Raw genomic sequence first — 24,138 nt, 5'->3', positions numbered from 1 at the left:
TCGGATCAAAAAAGACTATGCGAGCAGCAGCATCCAGAACGTTAAACCGCTTAGGAGCAGGCAGAGCGGAGAGTAAATAAGCGAATCCAATCGTGCAAAAGGGGTGTCGCGGATGCTTTTGAAAATACCGACCGCTCGACACTCACCAATCGCTCGCAAGAGAAACACAACTGCAAGCGACCAGGCTGCAAAGCGGGGAAGCCAAGAAGGGCCAATTGGCGGAAACACCTCAACAAACATCAAAAGAGAAACAGCAGCAGCCCAAAAAATCAAAGTAACGGCAGCGACTCCAAAGAGTCCTGGCTTAAAGAGCGGCGAATTTGTATTGCTTCTAGTCGGAATAGCGATGGAGAAGCCCTTGCGACCCCCAAACAGCCAATACAAATGAATGCACCCTATCAAAAACAACACCGCGCTAACCATACTTGCAAGCACCACTTGCATCTTTATCCCCTCCGTTAAAAGGCAAGATTTTTTTCGATAAACGGCAAAAGCAGGTTGATTTGCTTTTCTGCCTCCTTGGAGGACAGTGTGCGATGCTTATTGCGCTCATGCCATCCTAAGTAATAGCTGTACAATAGCTCGGACGTGCGGCATGCTGCCTCATCGGATAAACCGTACTCCTTAAGCAGGCTGCTCATGTAATCCAATCGCTGCTGCTCGATTTGAAGCAGCATTTCCGCGTATGAAGGCTCCGAAGCTCCTAATTTTCGCAAATGATAAACAAAGTCCTTGCCTTCATTCGAGCTGAACATGACGGCAAGCAGCTGCTGCACCTTCTGCTTCGGTTCTAAGGTCTGATGCTGCTGGATCATGGCAATGATCGAGCTGGTCGCTTTTTCATGCCAATAATTAACGATGCGTTCAACAAATAAATGACGATTTTTAAAATACCAGTAAAAGCTGGTTTTGCTGCTGCGGAGCTGCTTAGCTAGCTGCTCCACTACTAAAGCTTCAATTCCTCCACTTGCGAACATTTGAAGTCCAAGCTTCACCCAATCCAGTTCGGTCGCTACGATTTTTGGCATGGTGCCTCCCTAATCCAGTTCATTGTACGATGGCGTACATTAATCATAACAGGCAAGATGGCAATTGGAAAGTATTGTACGCTGTCGTACATAAAAATATATTTTAATTTCAACAGCTCGTTTTTTAGAGAAGAAGGACATTTTGGGCAAATTGCTCATATAGTTATAGGAGAGGCAAAACGGACGATCACTCTATTTGAAAAGCGGTGAACGGAAATGAAAATATCTGATTTTCAGACGAAGGACGTTATCAATATTGTAGATGGCAAAAAGCTCGGTCAAATATCCGATTTGGAGCTTGATTTGCGGCAGGGACGCATCGATTCCATCGTAGTGCCGCAGTTCACAAAATTTCTTGGCATGTTCGGCGGGAGCGGCACGGAGGTCGTCATTCCTTGGCGCAACATTGTAAAGATCGGAGCGGATGTTGTGCTTGTCAGAATGGATGATACGAAGCAGCTGCGTTCCGAGGAGGACGATTTGCACGCTCGCTCGTAACACGGTAAACTGTGTCTAAACGAATGGAAGGATTGCTCAGCGTGCCTTAGTAAATGTCGGGCGTGCCAACAATCCTTTAAATAGAGGTGAAAACGACATGGAAGCTTTTAAACATAAGCAATCAGCGAAGGGACCTTCGCTTTTTTTGTTGTCCAAATGGGGTGCTCGTCATGAGCGATTGACGGCTGGGTTTACTGGAAGAGATGGCGGCGTAAGCGAGGCGCCATGGTCTTCTTTAAATATGGGCCTGCATGTCGGCGATCTTGATGAAGCGGTTATTGCGAATCGACGGCTATTGACTGATGCAGTCGGCTGGCCATTCGAAAGTTGGACCTGTGCCGAGCAGGTGCATGGCAACCGTGTGTATCAGGTGACGGAAGCGGAGAAAGGCAGAGGCAGAGCGACTCTGAACGATGTGCTAAAGGATTGCGATGCGATTATGACGGACGTGCCGGGCGTACTGCTCGCTTCTTTTTATGCGGATTGTGTACCTCTATACTTCTTTGATCCCGAGCATGATGCGATCGCGCTTGCGCATGCCGGCTGGAAGGGCACCGTGCAGCAAATTGCTACAGAGACGATACAAGCAATGGTGAACGCTTATGGAACGAATCCGCAAGCGCTGCTTGCTGCGATAGGCCCCTCTATCAGTGCATGCTGCTATGAGGTTGATGGACCGGTTATAAACCAAGTCGAGCAGCTATTGGAGAGCCTTGGACTGAAGGGTGAAGAAGCTGAAACGATGCTCAAGCCAGCAGGTATTGACAAAGCGAACTTAGACTTGAAAGAAATAAACCGACAGATTATGATAAAAGCAGGAATTTTGCCGATACGTATCGAATTAACAGAGTGGTGCACCGGATGCAGAAGGGATTTGTTCTTTTCCCATCGCAAAGAAGGTGGCATGACCGGCCGAATGGCCAGTTGGATCGGCATTCGGGAGAGGTGAGGCAATTGTCTACTATACAGGATAGAATTCAGCACGTAGAAGAGCGGATCCAGAAGGCTTGCGAGCGTTCGGGACGAAGCAGGGAAGAAATACAAATTATTGCGGTCACTAAGTATGTGTCCTTAAATACGACAAAAACGGTTTTCGAGCACGGCTTGCGCCATCTTGGCGAAAACCGCTGGAAGGTCGCACAGGAGAAATGGGAAGCGATCAGCGGGAATGCCGAGCAAAATGCGGACGAGCAGCCCATTTGGCATTTTATCGGATCATTGCAAACGAATAAAGTGAAAGACGTCATTGGAAAGTTTACATACATGCATTCATTGGACAGGCTGTCGTTAGCTGAGGCAATCGACAAGCGGGCTTCACAGCTCGGCATTGTCGTTCCTTGCTTCATCCAGGTAAATGTCTCTGGCGAGGATTCAAAGCAAGGCCTTGAACCAGAGCAGCTGTTTTCATTTGTAGAGCAGCTTAGAAGGTTCCATTCGATTAAGCCAATCGGTCTAATGACGATGGCTCCGTATGAAGCGGAACCCGAGCAAACGAGAAAAGTTTTTAGAGCTTTACGAGAGCTGCGGGATGAGTTGCAGCAGCACCCGGAACTTCCAAATACGATCATCCATTTATCAATGGGCATGTCGAATGATTTTGACGTAGCAATTGAAGAAGGAGCGACATGGATTCGCCTTGGTACGATACTAGTGGGGAAAGAGGAGGAATAATAGATGAGTGTCATGAACCGGTTTATGAGCTTTCTTGGCTTGCAGGATGAAGAAGAAGTCGTTGAGAGAGAACGGGTCGTACAGCAGGAAGAGCAAGAAGCTGAAACTTCTCCCTTCGAGGCACGTAAAAACACAAAGAGTAATAATGTTGTCAGCATTCACTCGCAGAAAAATGTAAGAGTTGTGCTTAGCGAGCCCCGTTCTTATGATGAAGCACAAGAAATTGCTGACCATTTGCGTTCGCGACGTGCCGTCATCGTTAACTTGCAACGCGTCCGCAATGATCTTGCTGTTCGGATTGTTGATTTCCTAAGCGGTACAGTGTACGCTTTAAGCGGGAGCATCTCTAAGCTAGGCCCAAATATTTTTCTATGCACGCCGGATTCAGTGGAAATTCAAGGTGCTATAACGGAAATGCTGGCCGAGGAGAACGACTACAATAAAATGAGGTGACCTTGAGTTGTTAAATAGTATTGAAGGAGCAATAAATACACTACAAAGCATTTACAGTTTTATGATCATTGGATATGTGCTGCTGTCATGGTTGCCAAATGCTCGCGATAGCTTTATCGGTGTGTTTCTTGGCAAGCTGGTAGAACCTTATCTCGGAATATTCCGGCGATTTATCCCGCCGATTGGCGGCATGCTGGATCTATCCCCGATTATTGCTCTCTTCGCTTTGCGTTTCATTGCTGCAGGGTTGATGGGAGTAATTAAATTTTTCGTTAACTAAAGGAATGGAATCTTATGAAACAAGGTATATATGATCATTTCCATCCCGATGAGAAAGCATTTGTCGATCGGGCAGAGGAATGGATAGAGCGGTCCGCACAGCAGCATGAGCTGAAGCGGACCGATTTTTTAGACCCTAGGCAAGCGCAAATCCTGACTATATTAGCCAATCGCAATCCAGATGTGAGCGTTCGCCTTGATGGCGGCAGTGACCTGGCAGAACGGAAGCGGGCCATTATTGGACCTGATTATCGCAGCTTGGATGATGAGGCGATTGGCATATCGGTGCTTGCGGTTAATGGGCCTGGACAAGCTAGCCTTGAGCTTGATCATGGTGATTTTTTGGGCGCCTTGCTCGGACTTGGCATTAAACGTGATCGAATTGGTGATATACATGTACATGAACATTTTTGCCATATCATCGTTTTAGATGAAATTGCCGATTACTTAAATATACACCTGAGACAGGTTCATCGCATTAATGTTCTGACGGACATCATTCCGCTAACAGAGCTGCAGACAGTTGTGCCGAAGCTGGAGGAGATGAGCTTATCCGTTGCTTCCATGCGATTGGACGGCATTGCGAGCGACGTATATCGGATTAGCAGATCCAAAATTGTAGATCCGATACGAGCAGGCAGATGCAGAGTGAACTGGAAATCGGAAGAGGATCCATCCGAGCAGCTTCGCGCGGGAGACGTTGTATCGTTCAAGGGACTTGGGCGATTTAAAGTGATTGAGGTCGATGGTGTGACAAAAAAGGGCAGAATACGCGTCAGGATAGGCAAATTTATTTGAACGATTGCAGGATTTTACCTGTAGTTGTCGAAAGTGTTCACATCAATAGTAAATCCGGTTGCCAGAGTCACAAATACCATGAGGAGGTGCGCCAATGCCTTTATCGCCATTGGACATACATAACAAAGAGTTTGGTCGGAGATTGCGCGGCTATGATGAGGACGAAGTCAACGAATTTCTAGATCAAGTCATCAAAGACTATGAATCGCTCATTCGTGAAAATAAAGAGCTGCAAAATCAGCTGCTTGGCCTGCAGGAAAGATTAAATCATTTTACAAATATCGAAGAAACGCTAAGCAAAACGATTATTGTCGCGCAGGAAGCCGCTGACGAAGTAAGAAGCAATGCGAAGAAGGAAGCGCAGCTGATCATTAAGGAATCGGAGAAAAATGCCGATCGTATCATTAATGATTCGCTCGCGAAGTCACGCAAGGTATCTCTTGAGGTTGAAGAGCTTAAGAAGCAAGCATCTGTGTATCGCGCTCGTTTCCGGACGCTCGTAGAAGCACAGCTAGAGCTGCTCACGGTAGACGGCTGGGATACGCTTGAGCCGAAAGTAAGACAAGCAGAGCATGAGCTGACGCTCGGGTAATTAACTACAAATAGGCGAAATGACATTTGACATTTGGCCTGTTGTTAAGCTATAACTAATGATAATGAATTATTGATCTAAACTTCGTTGACGAGAACAAGTACGTCTTAGGGTCACTCCTCAGAGAGCCGGCGGCAGCTGAAAGCCCGGTGTGTGAGCCAATTCGGAATATCCTCTCTGAGAAGCGGCGCCGAACCTGCGAGAGCAGCAGTAAGTGCTGACGGCTGTCCCCCGTTACAGGGAACGCGAACAGAACGTTCGCGACTAAGGTGCCGCATGAAGCGCAGTTCGAGAGAGCTGTTAGCCTTCATCTTCTTGCTAGCAATACGGCAGAAGAATATGCGGAACAAGGGTGGTAACGCGACTAAGCCTCGTCCCTTCTCATAGGGATGAGGCTTTATTTTTGTTTAAAATTAGGAGGCTGGAATATGCAACGCGTAGATGTAAAGGAACGTGCCCGCAGTCGTGAGATGCGAGTGCTTGCGCAATGGAAGACAGAGGATACCTTCAAGAAATCAATTGAAAATCGGGAAGGCAAGCCGAATTTTGTATTTTATGAAGGACCGCCTACCGCTAATGGTGCACCGCATATCGGTCACGTGCTTGGCCGCGTTATCAAAGACTTTATCGGTCGTTACAAGACGATGGCAGGCTACCGCGTAATCCGTAAAGCAGGCTGGGATACGCACGGTCTTCCGGTTGAGCTTGGCGTTGAGAAGCAGCTGGGCATCTCCGGCAAACAAGAAATTGAAGAATACGGCATTGAGAAATTCGTGAAAAAATGTAAGGACAGCGTATTCGAATACGAGAAGCAGTGGCGTGAGCTTACAGAAGCGATCGGATACTGGACAGATCTAGACAATCCATACATTACGCTTAAAAATGAGTATATCGAGAGCGTTTGGCATATTTTATCCACCATTCACGGCAAGGGCCTGCTGTACCGCGGACATCGTGTTAGCCCGTATTGCCCGGATTGCCAAACGACGCTCAGTTCGCATGAGGTTGCACAGGGCTATGAGGATGTAAAGGATCTAAGCGCGACTGCGAAGTTCAAGCTTAAGGATTCTGGAGAGTTTGTCCTCGCTTGGACGACTACGCCATGGACGCTGCCAGCTAACGTGGCGCTCGCTGTAAATCCGGAGCTTGATTATATCCGCGCTTCCAAAAATGGCGAAGTGTATATCGTTGCTCAAAATTTGGCTGAGAGCGTGCTGAAGGATGAGTATGAGGTGCTATCCGTTGTGAAAGGCGCAGAGCTGGTTGGCTTAAGCTATGAGCCGCCATTCAATTACGTTGCGATTGAGAAAGGACATATCGTCATTGCCGGCGATTTTGTCAGCGACACAAGCGGTACAGGAATTGTTCATATCGCGCCTGCACACGGCGAAGATGACTACAGAGTATCGCGCGAGAACGGAATCAGTATGCTGAGCGTCGTTGATTTGGCTGGCCGCTACGTTGCGGAAGTAACGGATTTTGCGGGTCGTTTCGTCAAAGACAGCGAGCTTGATATCGATATCGTCAAAAATTTGAGCGAGCGCGGCTTGCTCTACTCGAAAGAGCGCTACGAGCATAGCTATCCATTCTGCTGGCGCTGCAAAACGCCATTGATCTATTATGCAATGGAAAGCTGGTTCATTAAGACAACGGCTGTTAAGGATCAACTGATCGCTAACAACAACAGTGTGGATTGGTATCCAGGCCATATCCGCGAAGGCCGCTTTGGCAAGTTCCTTGAGGATTTGGTGGATTGGAACATCAGCCGCAATCGCTACTGGGGAACGCCGCTTAATGTTTGGTTCTGTGAAGTGACAGGCAAAGAATATTCGCCGAGCAGCATCGCTGATTTACGCGCGATGGCAATCGGCGACGTGCCGGAGGATATCGAGCTCCACAAGCCATATGTAGATGGAATCAAGCTGAAATCTCCATTTGCCGAAGGCGCAGAAATGACGCGTACACCGGAAGTGATCGACGTATGGTTCGACAGCGGCTCAATGCCTTTTGCGCAGCATCATCACCCGTTTGAGAATGAACAGCAGTTCTCCGAGCAATACCCGGCAGACATCATCTGCGAGGGCATTGACCAGACACGCGGCTGGTTCTACAGCTTGCTGGCGGTATCGACGCTATACAATGGCAAAGCGCCTTACAAAGCGGTTATCTCAACCGGACATATTTTGGATGAGAATGGCCAGAAGATGTCGAAGTCAAAAGGCAATGTCATTGATCCATGGGAAATCATCAACGAATACGGCACAGATGCATTCCGCTGGGCATTGCTTGCAGACAGCGCGCCGTGGAACAGCAAACGTTTCTCGCGCGGCATCGTAGGCGAGGCAAAATCGAAGGTCATTGATACTATCGTCAACACGCATGCGTTTTTTGCGCTTTATGCATCCATTGACGGCTTTGACTTTAACGCACATGAGGAGATCAAATCGGGTAACAAGCTGGATCGCTGGATCATTTCCCGCTTGAATAGCTTAATCAACACGGTGAACAAAGGACTAGAGGTTAATGATTTCCTTAACCCGGCCAAATCGATTGAGACGTTTGTTGACGAGCTTAGCAACTGGTATATCAGACGCTCGCGCGACCGTTTCTGGGGAAGCGGGCTTACCGATGACAAGCTGGCTGCTTACCAGACTCTCCGCAGCGTTTTGCTTACGCTGTCTCGTCTAATTGCGCCATATGCTCCTTTGCTAGCTGAGGATGTATACGGAAACTTGGGCGGAGCGGGCAGCGTTCATTTGGCTGACTACCCTAAAGCTGACGAAGCTGCGATCGATGAGACGCTGGAGCGCGACATGGAAAGCGCGAAACAAATCGTTGAGCTTGCGCGCAACGTTCGGAACGAAACGGGCATCAAGACGCGTCAACCATTATCCGAGCTTATCGTTTCGCTGGATCGTGATTTCAACGTGGCAGAATACGAGGACATCGTGAAGGACGAAATTAACGTCAAAGCGATTACGGTACAACATTCAGACAGCGGCTTTGTTGATTTTACGCTCAAGCTGAACCTTAAAGTTGCCGGCAAAAAGTATGGCAAAAACGTAGGGCCAATTCAGGCACAGCTGAAAGGCTTAAATGCAGACCAAACACGCAGCATTGTGAATGGTGGCACCTTCGATTTCACGAGCGCTGAGGGCGAGCAGCTGGCCATTGCCGTTGAAGAGCTGTTGGTTGAAAAACAAGCGAAGTCTGGATTCGCTTCTGCATCAGGCTATGGCGTTACCGTAGCGCTTAATACGGATATTACGCCGGAGCTTGAGCAGGAGGGCTGGGTGCGCGAAGTTATTCGTGCCGTTCAGGATACGCGCAAAAAGCTGGATTTGCCGATCGAGAAAAGGATTGACCTTGTGCTGGATGTAGATTCTGAGCTTAAAGCAGCTCTTGAAGCATTCAAGGATGTCCTGCACGATAATGTGCTTGTACAGTCAGTATCCTATGAAGAAACGCCTGAGATGGAGAGAGTATCGCTCGGCGAGAAGGTTATAGGGATTTTCATCCGCGGATAAGGATATAGTATATAGGAAAACAACAAGCGAAAAACGAGGCCGTCGCCTACCGGCTGCTGCAGCAAGCGACTTAAATGGTCGCACAGCTGCAATGGCAGGGAGGTTAGGCCTCGTTTTATTGTTTGACAAAGGGGATGCCTCGTATGAAAACAAATAACCCGGATCAACCGAAAAATTTGAACGAGCTGCAATCTTCGCTCAGCATGCTTGATAAACGCCTGTTAAATATCGCAACAGATTTGGAGCGTACGCAAATTGCCGATTATGTCCAACTGCTGAACCGCCCCAGAACGCTGATTTGGAAAAATCTGCTTGCCGGTACGGCGCGAGGCGTCGGTATCGCAATCGGCTTTACTTTTTTTGCTGCGACGATTCTTTATGTGCTGCGTATATTAGGTGCGTTGAACCTGCCGATTATCGGCGACTATATCGCGGACATCGTTCGAATCGTACAAATCCAGCTTGAAGGAAAAACGTATTGATTTGTTTATTTTTCGTCAAGCTCTTCAGTCTCAAGGCCGTGATCTCCTTCGCCGGCATGCAAATAATGCGAATATTCCCGGTTGCGAATCACGGAGACATGACGGCCGGTGATGTCGGTCGCAAGAAAGCTTTCGATCGGCTCAACGAAGCCGTCATTCTCATAAGCTTCAATGCCGACATGATCATAATCGGCAACATCTCGATTTTCTGACATGGCAGGTGAATCGGCATTGCCCCATTGTTCAACAATTTGCCAAGCATCCTCACCGTCAAAGCCGTTGTAATTGTCATGCTCGTCCATGCTTGTTCGACCAAATGGAGGATCAAGCACTAATTCTTCAACGGGCCTGCGCAGGGATAAATGCTGGCGAGGCGCATGCTCAATGCAATACAGCGTATCGGGAACGGCATCAAGCCGCTCAAACGGAATAGGCTCGTTGCAAGTCAAGCAAATGCCATATGAACCGCTTGCTATCGCATCAAGCGCCGCATCGATACGTCTTAGATGCAGATCCTCCTGTTCAAGCAGGGCAACGTCTTTTTCACGTTCGTACAGCTCGGTTGCGATATCGCCTGGATGGTTATCGATCGATGAAAGCTCGCCGGTATCATCGCGAAGCGAATGGGATAATCCGTAATGATCATTTTCTGCAAGCCTGTGTTCGATGTCGTGCTGCTCATCCAATAACCTGCTTTGCAACAGCTTAATATGAGCGTTTGTTAGGGTTGTCATTTTTGAGCGCCCTCCTTAGCAGGGAACATAATTGCTGTATTAGCTTTTGCCGAAAGGCGGATTTTCAGTATGGGCTTCAATGGAAGAACAACGCTTCGTGCTGGCTCTCGTTTGGCCCAGTATGCTACAATTGATTGGAATTGTTTGAAAGGAGCTATCGCGTCGGTTCGAAATGGACCAACACGCAGCTCTCTGGGGTTGAAATGTTGCTTCACAAAAAATTAGGAGTGATTAGATGCGTTTTTATTATTATTGGGTAGCCGTAATCGTGTTTGTCCTTGATTTTGTAACAAAAAAAATAATTGAAACAAAGCTTGAGATCGGGGATCAAATTAGCGTTATCGGTAATTTTTTTCTCATTACTTCGCATCGAAATCGGGGTGCTGCGTTTGGCATCCTGCAGGAGCAACGGCTTTTTTTCATTATTATTACAATCGTCATTGTAACGGGCATTATATGGTACATTCAGTCGATTCGCCGGTCTGCCAAGCCTTGGCTGCTCGTTGGGCTAGGACTTGTGCTTGGAGGTGCGATTGGCAACTTCTTGGATCGCGCTCGGTTTGGTGAGGTTGTTGACTTCCTGCAGTTTAACTTCGGCAGCTATGAATTTCCGATTTTTAACGTGGCGGATTCGGGTATCGTCTGCGGCGTAGCATTAATACTAATTGATACGTTGTTGTCCGCTAAGGATGATAAAAAACGTTTGCAAAATGGAGAGGACAAGGATCATAACAATCATGAGCAACAGCCTGTATAATGAAGAGCCTTTGGAATGGATCGCAGAAGCAGAGCAATCCGGTGAACGAGTAGATAAGTTTGTAACTGACAGCATCGACGATGCTGGCGTATCGAGAACGCAAGTACAGGAATGGATCAAAGCAGGAGCCGTGCTGGTAGACGGGAAGGTAGCAAAAGCGAACGTGAAGGTAATGGAAGGCAACCATGTTGTTCTTCATATACCTGAACCGGAAGAGGCTGCGATCGTGCCTGAGAACATTCCGCTTGAGGTTATTTATGAGGATTCGGATCTTATTGTCATCAATAAAAAGCGCGGTATGGTCGTTCATCCCGCACCGGGACATTCGTCCGGAACGCTTGTAAATGCGCTTATGTACCACTGCAAGGATTTGTCCGGCATAAATGGCATGATTCGTCCAGGCATCGTGCATCGTATCGACAAAGATACGACGGGATTGCTGATGGCAGCCAAAAATGACCTCGCGCATATTTCCCTTGCGGAGCAGTTGAAGGATCATACGGTAACGCGCAAATATATCGCTCTTGTGCACGGCAATTTGCCGCATGACCAGGGAACTATTGACGCGCCGATCGGACGCGACTTGAATGATCGGAAGCTGTTTACGGTAACGGAGCGCAACAGCAGACACGCGGTAACCCATTTCCATGTGCTGGAGCGTTTGGGCGATTATACGATTGTCGAGCTGCAGCTCGAAACGGGACGCACCCATCAAATTCGCGTGCATATGAAATATATCGGACATCCGCTTGCGGGAGATCCGGTTTATGGGCGCAATAAGACCGTGGCGCTAAAGGGACAAGCTTTGCATGCCGCGCTTCTCGGCTTTACGCATCCGCGCAGCGGCGAGAGATTGGAGTTCGAGATGCCTTTGCCGGCAGATTTTGAGAATGTGCTTAGCAGCTTGAGATCCAGGTAGTTCAAAACGTGCAAAAGTGCAAACTTTTCACCACTTTATTCATTATTTCGAACTGTGAAGTAAGTTATTCTAACAGTAACATCTGAAATTAATGAAAATATAAGGATAGGTGACACGAAATGACATCCATTAATCAAAATTACTTGGAGCTGCAAGGCAGCTACTTGTTTTCTGAAATTGCAAAGCGCCGCACAAAATTTATTCAAGAAAATCCAAATGCTGAAATTATCAGCCTAGGAATTGGCGACGTTACTCGCGGCTTGCCAGAAGCGGTTCTAAAAGCTATGCATAGCGCAGTAGACGAGCTTGCGGCTCCAGGCTCATTCCGCGGATACGGCCCCGAGCAAGGCTACGATTTTCTGGTCAACGCAATTATTGAAAATGACTATAAAGCGCGCGGCATCGAAATCGCATCGAATGAAGTATTCGTAAGCGACGGCTCCAAATGCGATGTCGGCAACATTCAAGAAATTTTCAGCGAAAACAGCATCGTTGCCGTTCAAGATCCTGTGTACCCTGTGTATGTAGATACGAACGTAATGGCTGGCCGCTCAGGCAAATACAATCAAGAAACAAAACGCTATGAGAACATCTCCTACTTGGAGTGCACAGCTGAGAACGACTTTAAGCCAAGCCTGCCGGACCGCAAGGTTGATATTATTTACTTGTGCTACCCGAACAACCCGACTGGCATGACATTGACGAAGCAAGAGCTTAAGGTATGGGTTGATTACGCGAAGGCGAACAACTGTATCATCCTTTACGATTCCGCTTACGAGTCATTCATCCAAGAAGAGGATGTTCCGCACAGCATCTACGAAATCGAAGGCGCGCGCGAGGTTGCTATCGAATTCCGCAGCTTCTCCAAGACCGCTGGCTTCACAGGCGTACGCTGCGCATATACGGTCGTTCCGCGCGAGCTTAAAGGCTTTGATGCTTCCGGTAACGAAGTTTTGTTCAACGACTTGTGGAATCGCCGCCACACGACTAAATTCAATGGCGTATCGTATGTGACACAACGCGGTGCTGCTGCTATTTACTCGGAGGAAGGCAAAGCACAAATCAAAACTTTGGTTGATTACTATATGACTAACGCTGCGATTATCCGCGACGGTCTTGCATCGATCGGTTTGGAAGTATTCGGCGGTGTCAATGCGCCTTACATCTGGCTGAAAACGCCAAATGGCATGGATTCATGGGCATTCTTCGATAAGCTTCTTACGGAAGCAAATATCGTTGGAACACCGGGTGTAGGATTCGGACAAAGCGGCCAAGGCTACTTCCGCCTAACAGCATTCGGCAGCCGCGAAAATACGGAAAAAGCGGTTGAAAGAATTCGTAAGCTTAGCCTGTAACAAATTAACGCTATTCTTGTATAGCTGATCGGAATTGGTTCACACGGTGTACAAGCGGAAATATTCGTTTTCACTTGACATCATATGTCGAATGTGGGATAATTCCTTTGATAAACAGCAGTACCTTTAACTCAGTCCCGAGAGGCTGGCAAGGTAGCGTGAATAACAAGTCTATAGAAGAGAAGAATAGGACATCCTAATGTGCAGCTTTCTGTGACGAGAGCGGCGAGGGAATGTACCCTATCTCTTCATGGCTTATCACAAGCTCCTTGCGAATTTTGCAAGGAGCTTTTTTGTCGCAACCTGGCATTTGGGCGATTATGGAAGGAGTAAGCGGAAATGACGGAAGAAGAGCATTTGGTCATCATGGATGAAACGGCAATTCGCCGGGCATTAACGCGGATTGCTCATGAAATCGTGGAGAAGAACAAGGGCATCGATAACTGCGTAGTCGTAGGCATTCGCACGCGGGGCATCTACCTCGCGCACCGCATTGCTGAACGCATCAGGGAAATTGAAGGAAAGCCGGTGCTCGTGAGCGAGCTTGACATCACGCATTACCGCGATGATCGCAAAGCCGGCATGTCTGCGGACGTTGAAGTCGCGGCGGCGATAAGCGATACCGACGGCGTGCCCTTCACGGTCCAAGACAAACGAATCATATTGTTCGATGATGTGCTCTACACAGGACGAACGATCCGGGCGGCAATGGACGCGCTTATGGATTGCGGACGGCCGCAAAGCATCCAGTTGGCGGTGCTTGTAGACAGAGGGCATCGGGAACTGCCGATTCGGCCTGATTTTGTCGGCAAAAACGTGCCAACCTCCAAGCAGGAGCAAATTGAAGTAGCTCTTACCGAAATCGACCAAATCGATCAAGTAACATTAACAAGAGGGGGCAAGCCGGATGACGGTGACACAGCTTAAGCAACGGAGTTTGCTCGGATTAAAGGACCTAAGCAAGGAAGAGATTGAATCTATTCTTGATCGGGCGGCTTATTGGGAGAACCAATCCACGAAAGTCCACACGACGATGCAAGGCAAGTTCGCAGCCAATATGTTTTTCGAAAATAGTACGCGGACGCGCTTTTCCTTCGAGGTAGCTGAGAAGCGTCTCGGAACAGAGGTGCTGAATTTCTCTTCCGCGGTATCAAGCGTACAAAAGGGTGAATCGATTTACGATACGGTTCGCACGCTGGAATCGATGGGAATCGATGTTGGAATTATTCGGCTCAAGCCAATCGGCGTTCTTGCCGAGCTGGCGACAAAAATTAAAGTACCACTAATCAATGCTGGAGACGGCAACAACGAGCATCCTACCCAAGCGCTCCTCGATATGTATACGATGCGCAAACATTTTGGACAACTCAAAGGATTGACGGTTTCGATTGTCGGAGATGTGCTGCACAGCAGAGTTGCAAGATCGAATCTGTGGGCGCTGCAGAAATTTGGGGTTAACGTTAACTTCTGTTCACCGCCGAACATGCAAGCCGCTGAACTGGATGTCTCTTATGTCACTATAGATGAAGCTTTGAAATCAGATGTCGTCATGATGCTGCGCGTACAGCTCGAGCGCCATGAAAGCGGCATGCTGAGCTCCGCTGAGAGCTACCGCGAGCATTACGGCTTGACGGTGGAGAGAGCAAGCAAGCTTGCTAATCATGCGATCATCATGCACCCAGCGCCAATCAATCGCAACGTAGAAATCGACGATGAGCTGGTTGAACATCCGCAATCACGCATTTTTCCGCAAATGGAAAATGGGGTACCGATTCGAATGGCCGTCATAGAACGCGCACTCAGCTAATAGCAGCAACATAGAACGAACCAACCGGAGGGTGAAACGATCATGTCATTATGGATAATTAACGGTAACGTATGGAATGAAACTTCGGGCAGCCTAGAAAGCAAGCATATCCAAATCGCAAACGGTAAAATCGAAGCGATCGTAGACGGCGCACAAACGCCGGATACAGGCAGCTCGGAGGTTATTGATGCGCAGGGCAAACTAGTATCGCCAGGCTTTATCGACATGCACGTTCATTTGCGCGATCCAGGTTTTGAATATAAAGAAGATATCGCAACAGGTACTCGTTCCGCTGCTAAGGGCGGCTTCACGACGATTGCATGCATGCCTAACACGCGCCCGGTAACGGATACAGCTGAGACGGTTTCCTACATTAAGAACAAAGCAGAGCAGGTTGGAGTAATTAAGGTACTGCCTTACGCATCCATTACTAAAAACGAGCTAGGACGCGAGCTGACGGATTTTGCTTCACTTAAAGAAGCAGGAGCGATTGGCTTCACGGATGACGGTGTAGGCGTTCAAAACGCGCAAATGATGAAAAACGCGATGGCGCTTGCGCAGTCGATGGATATGCCAATCATCGCGCACTGCGAGGACGACACATTGGTTGAGGGCGCTTGGGCATCGGAAGGCGAGTTTTCCCGCAAGCATGGCTTGAAAGGAATTCCGAACGAATCGGAAGCGATTCATGTAGGAAGAGACGTATTGCTGGCTGAAGCTACGGGCGTGCACTATCACGTATGCCATGTGAGCACAGAGCAATCGGTACGCTTGATCCGCCTTGCGAAGCAAATCGGCGTTCGGGTAACCGCTGAGGTTTGCCCGCATCACCTGCTTTTGTCAGACGAAGACATTCCAGGCCTTGATAATGCCAATTGGAAAATGAATCCGCCGCTTCGCACGCCGCGCGACGTCCAAGCGGTCATCGAAGCGCTCGAGGATGGAACGATCGATATGGTCGTTACCGATCATGCCCCGCATAGCGCGGAAGAGAAGGCACGCGGCGTACAGCTTGCGCCATTTGGCATCGTCGGCTTCGAAACGGCTTTCCCGCTCTTGTATACGAAATTCGTACAAACCGGCAAATGGACGCTTGGCTTCCTCTTGCAGCGCATGACTGCAGACCCGGCTCGCGTCTTCCGTCTTCCGACTGGACGATTAGAGCAAGGAGCACCTGCCGATGTAACGATTGTGGATTTGAACAGCGAGCGTTCGGTTGATCCAAGCACTTTTGCATCAAAGAGCAACAATACGCCATTCGGCGGCTGGAAGCTTAGCGGCTGGCCAGTGACAACCATCGTTGACGGCGCTGTCGTCTGGTCCGAATAATAATATCTACTTAATTAAGCCAATATATGGGGAATAATGAACACCTGAGGAGTGATACGGATGCAAGCAAGATTATTGTTGGAAGACGGTACGTTGTTTACGGGCCTTTCGTTCGGTGCAGAAGCGCAAATGATGGGCGAGGTTGTATTTAATACAGGTATTACCGGTTATCAAGAGGTCCTCTCCGATCCGTCCTACTGCGGACAAATCGTAACGATGACTTACCCGCTAATCGGCAACTACGGCATTACGCGCGATGATTTTGAATCGATTCGCCCATTCATTCATGGGTTCGTCGTTCGTCGTCATGAAGAAGTGCCAAGCAACTGGCGCGCTCAATATTCGCTAGGTCAGCTTCTGAAAGAATACGGCATTCCGGGCATCAGCGAAATCGATACGCGTATGCTAACTCGCAAGCTTCGCAACTACGGTACGATGAAAGGTCTGATCACAACGGGCAACGAGCGTGTTGAAGAGCTTGCAGAGCGTCTTAACATCTCGAAGCTGATGACAGATCAAGTTGCACGGACATCGACACCTAACCTATTCTCAAGCCCTGGACAAGGCGAGCGTATCGTACTTGTTGACTTCGGTGCTAAAAGCGGTATTTTGCGCGAGCTTACGAAACGCGGCTGTGATGTTGTCGTCGTTCCACATAATACGACTGCAGACGAAATTCGTCGCCTAGCTCCAGATGGCATTCAATTGTCCAATGGCCCTGGGGATCCGCAGGATGTGCCATACGCTGTAAAAATGATTTCCGAGCTGCTTGGCGAGTACCCGATCTTCGGCATTTGCCTAGGACACCAGCTGTTCGCGCTAGCTTGCGGAGCAGAAACGACTAAGCTGAAATTTGGTCACCGCGGCGGAAACCACCCGGTTAAAGAGCTTGCAACTAACCGTTGCTACATTACCTCGCAAAACCACGGATACACGGTGCTTGAAGAGTCTGTAGCGAACACGCCTTTGACGGTCACACACATTAACAACAATGACCGCACTATCGAAGGACTTAAACATAATACTTTCCCGGCTTTCTCGGTTCAATATCATCCGGAAGCAGCACCTGGACCGTATGATTCCAGCTATCTATTTGATGAGTTCCTGCAAATGATCCGTACGCACAAGAAAAACAACCCACAAAAACCTCGTCAAGCGGTGTTATCGGAGACGTTGAAAGGAGAGCTTCAGTATGCCCAAAAATAATGAACTCAAAAAAATTCTCGTGATCGGATCCGGTCCGATCGTTATCGGACAAGCGGCGGAATTCGACTATGCCGGCACACAAGCTTGCCAAGCGCTCAAGGAAGAGGGCTACGAGGTTGTTCTTATAAACAGTAACCCGGCTACAATCATGACGGACACGAACATGGCCGACAAAGTATATATCGAACCAATCACGCTTGATTTTGTATCCCAAATCATTCGCCAAGAGCGTCCGGACGGTTTGCTTCCGACGCTTGGCGGCCAAACCGGCCTTAACATGGCAGTTGAGCTAGCACGCGCCGGCGTTCTTGAACGCGAGAACGTGAAGCTGCTTGGTACTCAGCTTACAGCCATCGAGAAAGCAGAGGACCGCGATTTGTTCCGTGATCTGATGCGCGAACTAGAGCAGCCTGTACCGGATAGCGATATCGTAACTACGGTTGAGGATGCGATTGCTTTTGCAAACACGATCGGTTACCCAATCATCGTTCGTCCTGCCTACACGCTTGGCGGAACTGGCGGCGGTATTTGCACTAACGAAGAGGAGCTTCGCGAGACGGTTGCTTCCGGTATCCGTTACAGCCCGATCAGCCAGTGCTTGATCGAGAAATCGATTGCCGGCATGAAGGAAGTCGAATATGAAGTGATGCGCGATGCGAACGACAACTGTATCGTTGTATGTAACATGGAGAACTTTGACCCGGTTGGCGTACATACAGGCGATAGCATCGTCGTAGCGCCTAGCCAAACCTTGTCCGACCGCGAGTACCAAATGCTTCGCTCGGCATCATTAAAAATCATTCGCGCTTTGAACATCGAGGGCGGCTGCAACGTGCAATTCGCGCTTGATCCACAAAGCTATCAATACTATGTTATCGAAGTAAACCCGCGTGTCAGCCGCTCATCGGCGCTGGCTTCCAAAGCGACAGGTTACCCGATTGCCAAAATGGCAGCAAAAATCGCAATTGGCTACACGCTTGATGAACTAGTAAACCCAGTAACTGGCCAAACCTACGCATGCTTTGAGCCAACACTTGATTATATTGTTTCGAAAATTCCACGCTGGCCTTTTGACAAATTCGTTAACGCGAACCGTAAGCTAGGCACGCAAATGAAAGCAACTGGCGAAGTTATGGCGATCGGCCGTACATTCGAGGAATCGATTCACAAAGCGGTTCGCTCGCTCGAAATCGGCGCGCACCGCATTCACCTAAAAGAAGCTTCGTCCCTGGATGATGCCGTGCTTCGCTCACGTCTTGAGAAGCCGGACGACGAGCGCATGTTCCTCGTAGCGGAAGCGTTCCGCCGCGGTTACAAGCTGCAGGAAATTCAAGATATTACAAACATCGATTGGTGGTTCCTGGACAAAATTCAATCGATCGTCGCATTCGAAGATCGGATGCGGAGCGAATCAACGCTTTCCCAGCAAACACTATATGAAGCAAAACGCAAAGGCTTCTCCGATCGTTCGATCGCAGAAATCCGCCGCGAAGGCTTCCCGAACGGCAGCCATACGACAGAGGAAGAGGTTCGCGCACTTCGCGTTCAGCATAATCTGAAGCCTGTCTACAAAATGGTTGATACTTGTGCCGCTGAGTTTGAAGCGTCTACTCCGTACTACTACTCGACCTATGAGGTAGAGAACGAAGTTACAGCAACGGATAAACAAAAGGTACTCGTGCTTGGTTCCGGTCCAATTCGTATCGGCCAAGGCATCGAGTTCGATTACTCAACGGTTCATGCTGTATGGGCTATCCAAAATGCTGGTTACGAAGCGGTTATTATTAACAACAACCCGGAAACCGTGTCAACTGACTTCAGCACATCCGACAGACTGTACTTTGAGCCATTGTTCTTCGAGGATGTTATGAACGTTATCGAGCAAGAGAATCCAATTGGCGTCATCGTGCAATTCGGCGGACAAACAGCCATCAACCTTGCTGCTCCGCTCTCCAAAGCAGGCGTACGCATTCTCGGCTCCAGCCTTGAAAGCATCGATGCCGCGGAAGATCGCAAAAAGTTCGAAGCCTTGCTTCGCAGCTTGAACATCGCACAGCCTGACGGCAAAACGGTAACATCAGTAGACGATGCAGTTGTTACTGCGCAAGGACTTGGCTATCCGGTGCTTGTTCGTCCGTCCTATGTTTTAGGCGGCCGTGCAATGGAAATCGTATATTCGGATGAAGAGCTTCTAAGCTATATGGAGGTTGCTGTAAAAATCAACCCTGAGCACCCGGTATTGATTGACCGCTACATGCTGGGCAAGGAAGCGGAAGTAGACGCGATTTGCGACGGCGAGACTGTTCTTATCCCAGGCATCATGGAGCATGTTGAGCGCGCTGGAGTTCACTCCGGTGACTCGATCGCGGTTTATCCGCCACAATCGCTTTCGGATGACATTAAACAACAAATCGTCGACATTACAATCAGCATCTCCAAAGCGCTGAATGTAATCGGACTTGTCAATATCCAGTTCGTTATCCACCAGGATAAAGTGTATGTCATCGAGGTTAACCCGCGTTCGTCGCGTACCGTTCCTTTCCTAAGTAAAGTAACGAATATTCCGATGGCAAACCTGGCTACTAAAGCGATTCTTGGCACTAAGCTTGCTGATCTTGGTTATACAGAAGGCTTGTGGCCAGAGGATGAATACGTATCCGTTAAGGTTCCGGTATTCTCCTTCGCTAAGCTGCGCCGCGTTGACCCTACCTTGACGCCTGAGATGAAATCGACGGGTGAAGTTATGGGCCGCGACGTTCAGTATGCAAAAGCACTTTATAAAGGCCTTATCGGCGCAGGAATGAAAATTCCGACATCAGGCGCAATCATTGCTACAGTAGCGGACAAGGACAAAGAAGAGGCAACAGAATTGCTGCGCGGCTTCTTTAACCTAGGCTACAAAATCATCGCAACGGGCGGAACGGCAAAAGCGCTTGAAGAAGCAGGCTTGATCGTTACGACTGTTAACAAGCTCAGCGAAGGCTCACCGAATATTTTGGATCTCGTACGCGAAGGCCAAGCGCAATTTGTCGTCAACACATTGACAAAAGGCAAGGCGCCTGAGCGTGATGGATTCCGAATCCGTCGTGAAGCCGTTGAGAATGGAGTAGTTTGTATGACATCGCTGGATACCGTTCGCGCATTGCTAGTTATGCTCGAGACGCTAAACTTCTCCTCGCGCTCTATGCCAGTGGTGCTTCAAAAGAAATAAGCTCACGCAGCTTAAAAGTACGGCCAGCGTTCATTGCTTTGCTTGCTTCCAAAGGGCTTTCAGCCTTGCGGCGGCAAGCTAGAGCAAGACGTATGGCCGTTTATTATGCAAATGTATAGAGAAATGGAGAGATTTCGAATGAAGTTGACAAACGAGCAAGCTGCAGGACGGATTATGGTAGCGCTGGATTATCCAGATGCAGCAGCGGCAGAGCGTTTAATTGCCGAGCTGCAGGGCATTCCTTGTTATATTAAAGTGGGGATGCAGCTGTTTTATGCCGCAGGTCCTTCATTTGTGAATAGCTTGAAAGAGCGAGGCTACTACGTTTTTCTTGATGTGAAAATGCATGATATTCCGAATACGGTCAAAGGCGGGGCAAACAGCGTTACCAAGCTAGGCGTAGACATGTTCAACGTGCATGCGGCAGGCGGAAGCGCAATGATGGAAGCTGCGCTTGAAGGCGTGGACCTTGCTCTTACGGGCAGCGGACTGCACAGGCCAACCGTTATCGCGGTTACCCATTTGACGAGTACAAGCCAGTTGATGCTTAACGAGCAGATTGGCATCGGCGGTACGGTAGAGTCAGCGGTTTTGCGCTATGCGGAGCTGACGAAGAAGGCTGGTCTGGACGGCGTTGTTGCATCACCCTCCGAGGTAGAAGCAATAAAAGCAGCGTGCGGAGCAGCTTTCAAAACGATTACGCCAGGCATTCGTCCGGCAGGCGCTGACGTGAACGATCAATCGCGCATAATGACGCCTAGCGAAGCGCTGCGCCAAGGCACCGATTATATGGTAATCGGACGTCCGATTACGGCGGCACCTAGCCCAAGAGCTGCAATAGAATCCATTATTGAGGAGCTGACTTCCTATGAGTAAATCAACGTTAATCGAATTGCCTAACCAAATTGCCAAGAGCTTGCTTGAAATTGAAGCGGTTGCGCTTCGTCCCAATGAACCTTTCACATGGACATCAGGCATTAAATCGCCGATCTATTGCGATAACCGTCTTACGATGACTTACCCGGCTATTCGGGATCTGATAGCTGAGGGCTTCGCGACCATCATACGTGAGAATTATCCTGATGCTGAGGTTATTGCGGGAACATCGACAGCGGGAATTCCCCATGCAGCATGGGTAGCCCAAAAGCTTAATCTGCCGATGGCTTATATTCGCGACAAAGCGAAAGGGCACGGCAAGCAAAACCAAATCGAAGGACGCGTGAACCCAGGCCAGAAGGTTGTTGTCATCGAGGATTTGATCTCGACAGGCGGCAGTTCGCTGAAAGCCGGTCTAGCCGTGCGTGAAGCAGGCGCGGAAGTATTAGCCGTTCTAGCGATTTTCACCTATGAGTTCGATTCTGCGATTCAAGCCTTTGCTGCTGAGCAAATGCCGCTTGCAACGCTGTCCAACTACAGCGCATTAATTCAAACGGCTGTTCAGCTCGGCAAGGTTGCACCGGAAGATGTGGCAGCTTTGCAAGCTTGGCGACAAGATCCCCAATCTTTTGGTAAATAATGCTTAAACGGATTAAAAGGCGTGCTCTCGCATTCATGTGATAGCACGCTTTTTATATGATTAGACTTAGAAATTCGACACAAAAAATTAAAAAGTTTTTCTTAATCTCTTATTAATTATTCTGTTACCCGATAAATAATAATAGAACTATTTTTCATGAATTGAGGGGCGGGTATTTTAATGAAATTATCTGTAAGAATTAGGTTGGCACTGCTATCGCTTGTTCCGCTTGTATGTTTCGCATTCACAGGGCTTTATTTGCTTGGGGAGCAGCGGGCGGTATTTGATGAAATGAAGGAACAGATTTATGAGACCACGAATAAAGTGGATACGTTAGTATTGAATGCAGATAGAGATATGTATCAAGCTTACCAAGCCTATTTGAGAGTTGAATCAGGCAGCCTGGATCAAGCCGCGGCTGATGCGGCCAGAGAAGAGTTGGCGGATAATCTTAAACAGGTGGAAGATCGCGTAGGGGAAGCGCAAGAGATCGTATTCGCTAAGGGATTGCAAGGCTTGGCGGCCAGCGAGTCAACACGCGATATCAATCAAATTTTGGTCGAATTCAAGGCTAATTTTAATTTTTGGTCAGCGGCAGCTCTAAAAGCAGCTGGTGACGGCAACAACCATTTTATAAATAGTCAGATTGATAAAAGCTTTCTGATCAGCCGTTCAGGCATCGATGAGATCGGACAAGCCATTGACGTCCATGCCAATTCGACCATTACAAACATAACGGAAGAACTGGATAAAACACAGCTTTACATATTTGTAGCCATTATTATCGTTACACTTGGATTAGCTATTGCCGTTTACTTTTCGATCCGCCACATTATGAAGACGATCAAAAGCGTCGTGTATAAGACAGATTGTGTAGCAAGAGGTGATTTAACAGCTCTGCCGGATCAGAAATACAGCAAGGACGAGCTAGGCAGCATATCGAAATCGGTGGACCACATGATCGAAGCGATGAAGAAGCTTATTAGCGACATTGCCGTCCATGCTTCTGACGTGACCCAATCAGCATCCCAGCTTACGACGGCCTCTAAGGAATCGGCAGCTGCGGCTGAGCATGTCGCATTGAACATTCAGGAAGTAGCAGGAGGCTCGGAAGCTCAGGCGAGAGGCGCGGTGGAAACGTCCAGAGCGATTGAGGAAATGACGATCGGCATTCAACGAATTGCTGAAAATACAGCCTCCATAGCAGACAGATCAACTTCTACCTCGCAGCAGGCCGAGCTCGGACATGAAGCGCTGCTTCGCTTGATTGATCAAATGGATGAAATGACTACAGTCATCGGCAAGCTTTCAGAGACGATCAGAACACTGGAGCATCGCTCCATGGAAATTGGCGCAATTGCCGAGAACATAACAAGCTTCTCCAATCAAACGAATATTTTGTCGCTTAACGCGTCCATTGAAGCAGCGCGCGCCGGCGAGCATGGCAGAGGATTCGCAGTTGTAGCAGGAGAGATCCGCAAGCTTGCGGCAGGCTCGCTTGCGTCGGCAGACGGCATCCACCAGCTCGTAGACGTGACGCAGAAGGAGATTGCAGGAGCTTCCGCCTTTATGTCGCAAACGATAGAAGAGATGAGGCTGGGCAGCGAGCGTGTGAGAGACGTTCGTCAAAACCTGGATATCATCGTAAATTCAATCAATGAAATGAGCGAACAGATTCATGAGAATTCCTCGATTACGCAGCAAATGTCCGCCAGCTCTGAGGAGGTTAGCGCTTCGATGGAGCAATCGGCATCGACGGCTGCCGACAACTTGGAGAAGACGGAAAGCGTTGCTGCAGCAACGGAGGAGCAGCTTGCGCTTATGGATAACATTTCAAATGCGGCCGGCCATTTGGATGAAATCGTTCAAGAGCTGGACCAAGCCATTTCTCATTTTAAAGTAAAGTAAATTGCTGTTATAGCTGCTTTAGGCGTGATGCGGGAGCATTCGCTAAAAGCAGCTTTTTTACTTTGCAA

Annotated in this window: 23 protein-coding genes and 1 other annotated feature; of the genes, 20 read left to right on the top strand and 3 right to left on the bottom strand. The window is 48.6% G+C overall.

Annotated elements, in window-relative coordinates; genetic code table 11:
• Positions 1 to 15 precede the first annotated feature (15 nt).
• Together HI950_RS07880 and HI950_RS07875 are read right to left on the bottom strand one after the other, a co-directional pair.
• Complete coding sequence (locus tag HI950_RS07880; RefSeq protein WP_169083303.1) at positions 16 to 444, bottom strand: DUF3995 domain-containing protein; 429 nt, start codon at positions 442 to 444, stop codon at positions 16 to 18.
• 14 nt (positions 445 to 458) lie between these two features.
• The gene (locus tag HI950_RS07875; protein WP_169083302.1) at positions 459 to 1,028 is read right to left on the bottom strand and encodes a TetR/AcrR family transcriptional regulator; all 570 of its coding nucleotides are present in this window, start codon (positions 1,026 to 1,028) and stop codon (positions 459 to 461) included.
• Between the two features lie 216 nt (positions 1,029 to 1,244).
• On the opposite strand from HI950_RS07875, the gene HI950_RS07870 reads away from it, so the two are divergent.
• From HI950_RS07870 to HI950_RS07830, 9 genes are all read left to right on the top strand, one after another.
• Entirely contained in the window at positions 1,245 to 1,526 is a 282-nt protein-coding gene (locus HI950_RS07870) for a YlmC/YmxH family sporulation protein (RefSeq protein ID WP_169083301.1), read from the top strand.
• Between the two features lie 97 nt (positions 1,527 to 1,623).
• On the top strand, positions 1,624 to 2,475 hold the full coding sequence (gene pgeF, locus HI950_RS07865) for a peptidoglycan editing factor PgeF (RefSeq protein ID WP_169083300.1): 852 nt from the start codon (positions 1,624 to 1,626) through the stop codon (positions 2,473 to 2,475).
• Positions 2,472 to 3,197, top strand: a complete 726-nt coding sequence (locus tag HI950_RS07860) for a YggS family pyridoxal phosphate-dependent enzyme (RefSeq protein WP_317618313.1) — start codon at positions 2,472 to 2,474, stop codon at positions 3,195 to 3,197. The genes pgeF and HI950_RS07860 overlap by 4 nt, the downstream gene beginning before the upstream one ends.
• Positions 3,198 to 3,200: 3 nt before the next feature.
• Complete coding sequence (locus tag HI950_RS07855; protein WP_169083298.1) at positions 3,201 to 3,650, top strand: cell division protein SepF; 450 nt, start codon at positions 3,201 to 3,203, stop codon at positions 3,648 to 3,650.
• A gap of 7 nt (positions 3,651 to 3,657) precedes the next feature.
• Entirely contained in the window at positions 3,658 to 3,930 is a 273-nt protein-coding gene (locus HI950_RS07850; RefSeq protein WP_223285161.1) for a YggT family protein, read from the top strand.
• A 14-nt stretch (positions 3,931 to 3,944) separates the two neighbouring features.
• Complete coding sequence (locus tag HI950_RS07845) at positions 3,945 to 4,727, top strand: YlmH family RNA-binding protein (protein ID WP_169083297.1); 783 nt, start codon at positions 3,945 to 3,947, stop codon at positions 4,725 to 4,727.
• A gap of 94 nt (positions 4,728 to 4,821) precedes the next feature.
• Positions 4,822 to 5,319, top strand: a complete 498-nt coding sequence (locus HI950_RS07840) for a DivIVA domain-containing protein (RefSeq protein WP_169083296.1) — start codon at positions 4,822 to 4,824, stop codon at positions 5,317 to 5,319.
• Between the two features lie 78 nt (positions 5,320 to 5,397).
• Positions 5,398 to 5,701 (top strand) — a binding site (T-box leader).
• A 46-nt stretch (positions 5,702 to 5,747) separates the two neighbouring features.
• Positions 5,748 to 8,846 carry an isoleucine--tRNA ligase gene (gene ileS, locus HI950_RS07835; RefSeq protein ID WP_169083295.1) on the top strand — a complete coding sequence of 1,033 codons (3,099 nt, stop codon included), beginning with the start codon at positions 5,748 to 5,750 and terminating at the stop codon, positions 8,844 to 8,846.
• Positions 8,847 to 9,049: 203 nt separating this feature from the next.
• A complete protein-coding gene (locus HI950_RS07830; protein WP_411268079.1) occupies positions 9,050 to 9,328 on the top strand; it encodes a DUF5665 domain-containing protein in 279 nt (92 codons plus the stop codon).
• 5 nt (positions 9,329 to 9,333) lie between these two features.
• On the opposite strand, the gene HI950_RS07825 is transcribed toward HI950_RS07830, so the two are convergent.
• On the bottom strand, positions 9,334 to 10,062 hold the full coding sequence (locus tag HI950_RS07825; RefSeq protein ID WP_169083293.1) for a TraR/DksA C4-type zinc finger protein: 729 nt from the start codon (positions 10,060 to 10,062) through the stop codon (positions 9,334 to 9,336).
• Positions 10,063 to 10,297: 235 nt separating this feature from the next.
• Here HI950_RS07825 and lspA point away from each other — a divergent pair, with 235 nt between their 5' ends.
• From lspA to HI950_RS07770, 11 genes are all read left to right on the top strand, one after another.
• Entirely contained in the window at positions 10,298 to 10,819 is a 522-nt protein-coding gene (gene lspA / locus HI950_RS07820) for a signal peptidase II (protein ID WP_169083292.1), read from the top strand.
• On the top strand, positions 10,800 to 11,738 hold the full coding sequence (locus HI950_RS07815; protein ID WP_169083291.1) for an RluA family pseudouridine synthase: 939 nt from the start codon (positions 10,800 to 10,802) through the stop codon (positions 11,736 to 11,738). The genes lspA and HI950_RS07815 overlap by 20 nt, the downstream gene beginning before the upstream one ends.
• 119 nt (positions 11,739 to 11,857) lie before the next feature.
• Complete coding sequence (locus tag HI950_RS07810) at positions 11,858 to 13,093, top strand: LL-diaminopimelate aminotransferase (RefSeq protein ID WP_169083290.1); 1,236 nt, start codon at positions 11,858 to 11,860, stop codon at positions 13,091 to 13,093.
• Positions 13,094 to 13,432: 339 nt separating this feature from the next.
• The gene (pyrR, locus tag HI950_RS07805; RefSeq protein ID WP_169083289.1) at positions 13,433 to 14,020 is read left to right on the top strand and encodes a bifunctional pyr operon transcriptional regulator/uracil phosphoribosyltransferase PyrR; all 588 of its coding nucleotides are present in this window, start codon (positions 13,433 to 13,435) and stop codon (positions 14,018 to 14,020) included.
• Entirely contained in the window at positions 14,001 to 14,900 is a 900-nt protein-coding gene (locus HI950_RS07800) for an aspartate carbamoyltransferase catalytic subunit (RefSeq protein ID WP_169083288.1), read from the top strand. Before pyrR ends, HI950_RS07800 begins: the two co-directional genes overlap by 20 nt.
• A 42-nt stretch (positions 14,901 to 14,942) precedes the next feature.
• The gene (locus tag HI950_RS07795; RefSeq protein ID WP_169083287.1) at positions 14,943 to 16,229 is read left to right on the top strand and encodes a dihydroorotase; all 1,287 of its coding nucleotides are present in this window, start codon (positions 14,943 to 14,945) and stop codon (positions 16,227 to 16,229) included.
• Positions 16,230 to 16,289: 60 nt separating this feature from the next.
• Positions 16,290 to 17,435 carry a carbamoyl phosphate synthase small subunit gene (locus tag HI950_RS07790; RefSeq protein WP_169083286.1) on the top strand — a complete coding sequence of 382 codons (1,146 nt, stop codon included), beginning with the start codon at positions 16,290 to 16,292 and terminating at the stop codon, positions 17,433 to 17,435.
• Positions 17,422 to 20,646: a carbamoyl-phosphate synthase large subunit gene (gene carB, locus HI950_RS07785; protein WP_169083285.1), complete on the top strand. Its 3,225-nt coding sequence runs from the start codon at positions 17,422 to 17,424 to the stop codon at positions 20,644 to 20,646. Before HI950_RS07790 ends, carB begins: the two co-directional genes overlap by 14 nt.
• A 138-nt stretch (positions 20,647 to 20,784) precedes the next feature.
• Positions 20,785 to 21,522 (top strand): orotidine-5'-phosphate decarboxylase, encoded by a 738-nt coding sequence (pyrF, locus tag HI950_RS07780; protein WP_169083284.1) that lies wholly within the window; start codon positions 20,785 to 20,787, stop codon positions 21,520 to 21,522.
• On the top strand, positions 21,515 to 22,162 hold the full coding sequence (gene pyrE, locus HI950_RS07775) for an orotate phosphoribosyltransferase (protein ID WP_317618312.1): 648 nt from the start codon (positions 21,515 to 21,517) through the stop codon (positions 22,160 to 22,162). Before pyrF ends, pyrE begins: the two co-directional genes overlap by 8 nt.
• A 180-nt stretch (positions 22,163 to 22,342) precedes the next feature.
• Positions 22,343 to 24,070 (top strand): methyl-accepting chemotaxis protein, encoded by a 1,728-nt coding sequence (locus HI950_RS07770; protein WP_169083283.1) that lies wholly within the window; start codon positions 22,343 to 22,345, stop codon positions 24,068 to 24,070.
• The last annotated feature ends 68 nt before the right edge of the window (positions 24,071 to 24,138 follow it).

Origin of the sequence: Paenibacillus sp. PL91, from assembly GCF_012935325.2 — a bacterium.
Lineage (GTDB): Bacteria > Bacillota > Bacilli > Paenibacillales > Paenibacillaceae > Pristimantibacillus.
Note: the sequence above shows the minus strand (reverse complement) of the source record. Positions and strands in the feature narration are given on the sequence as shown.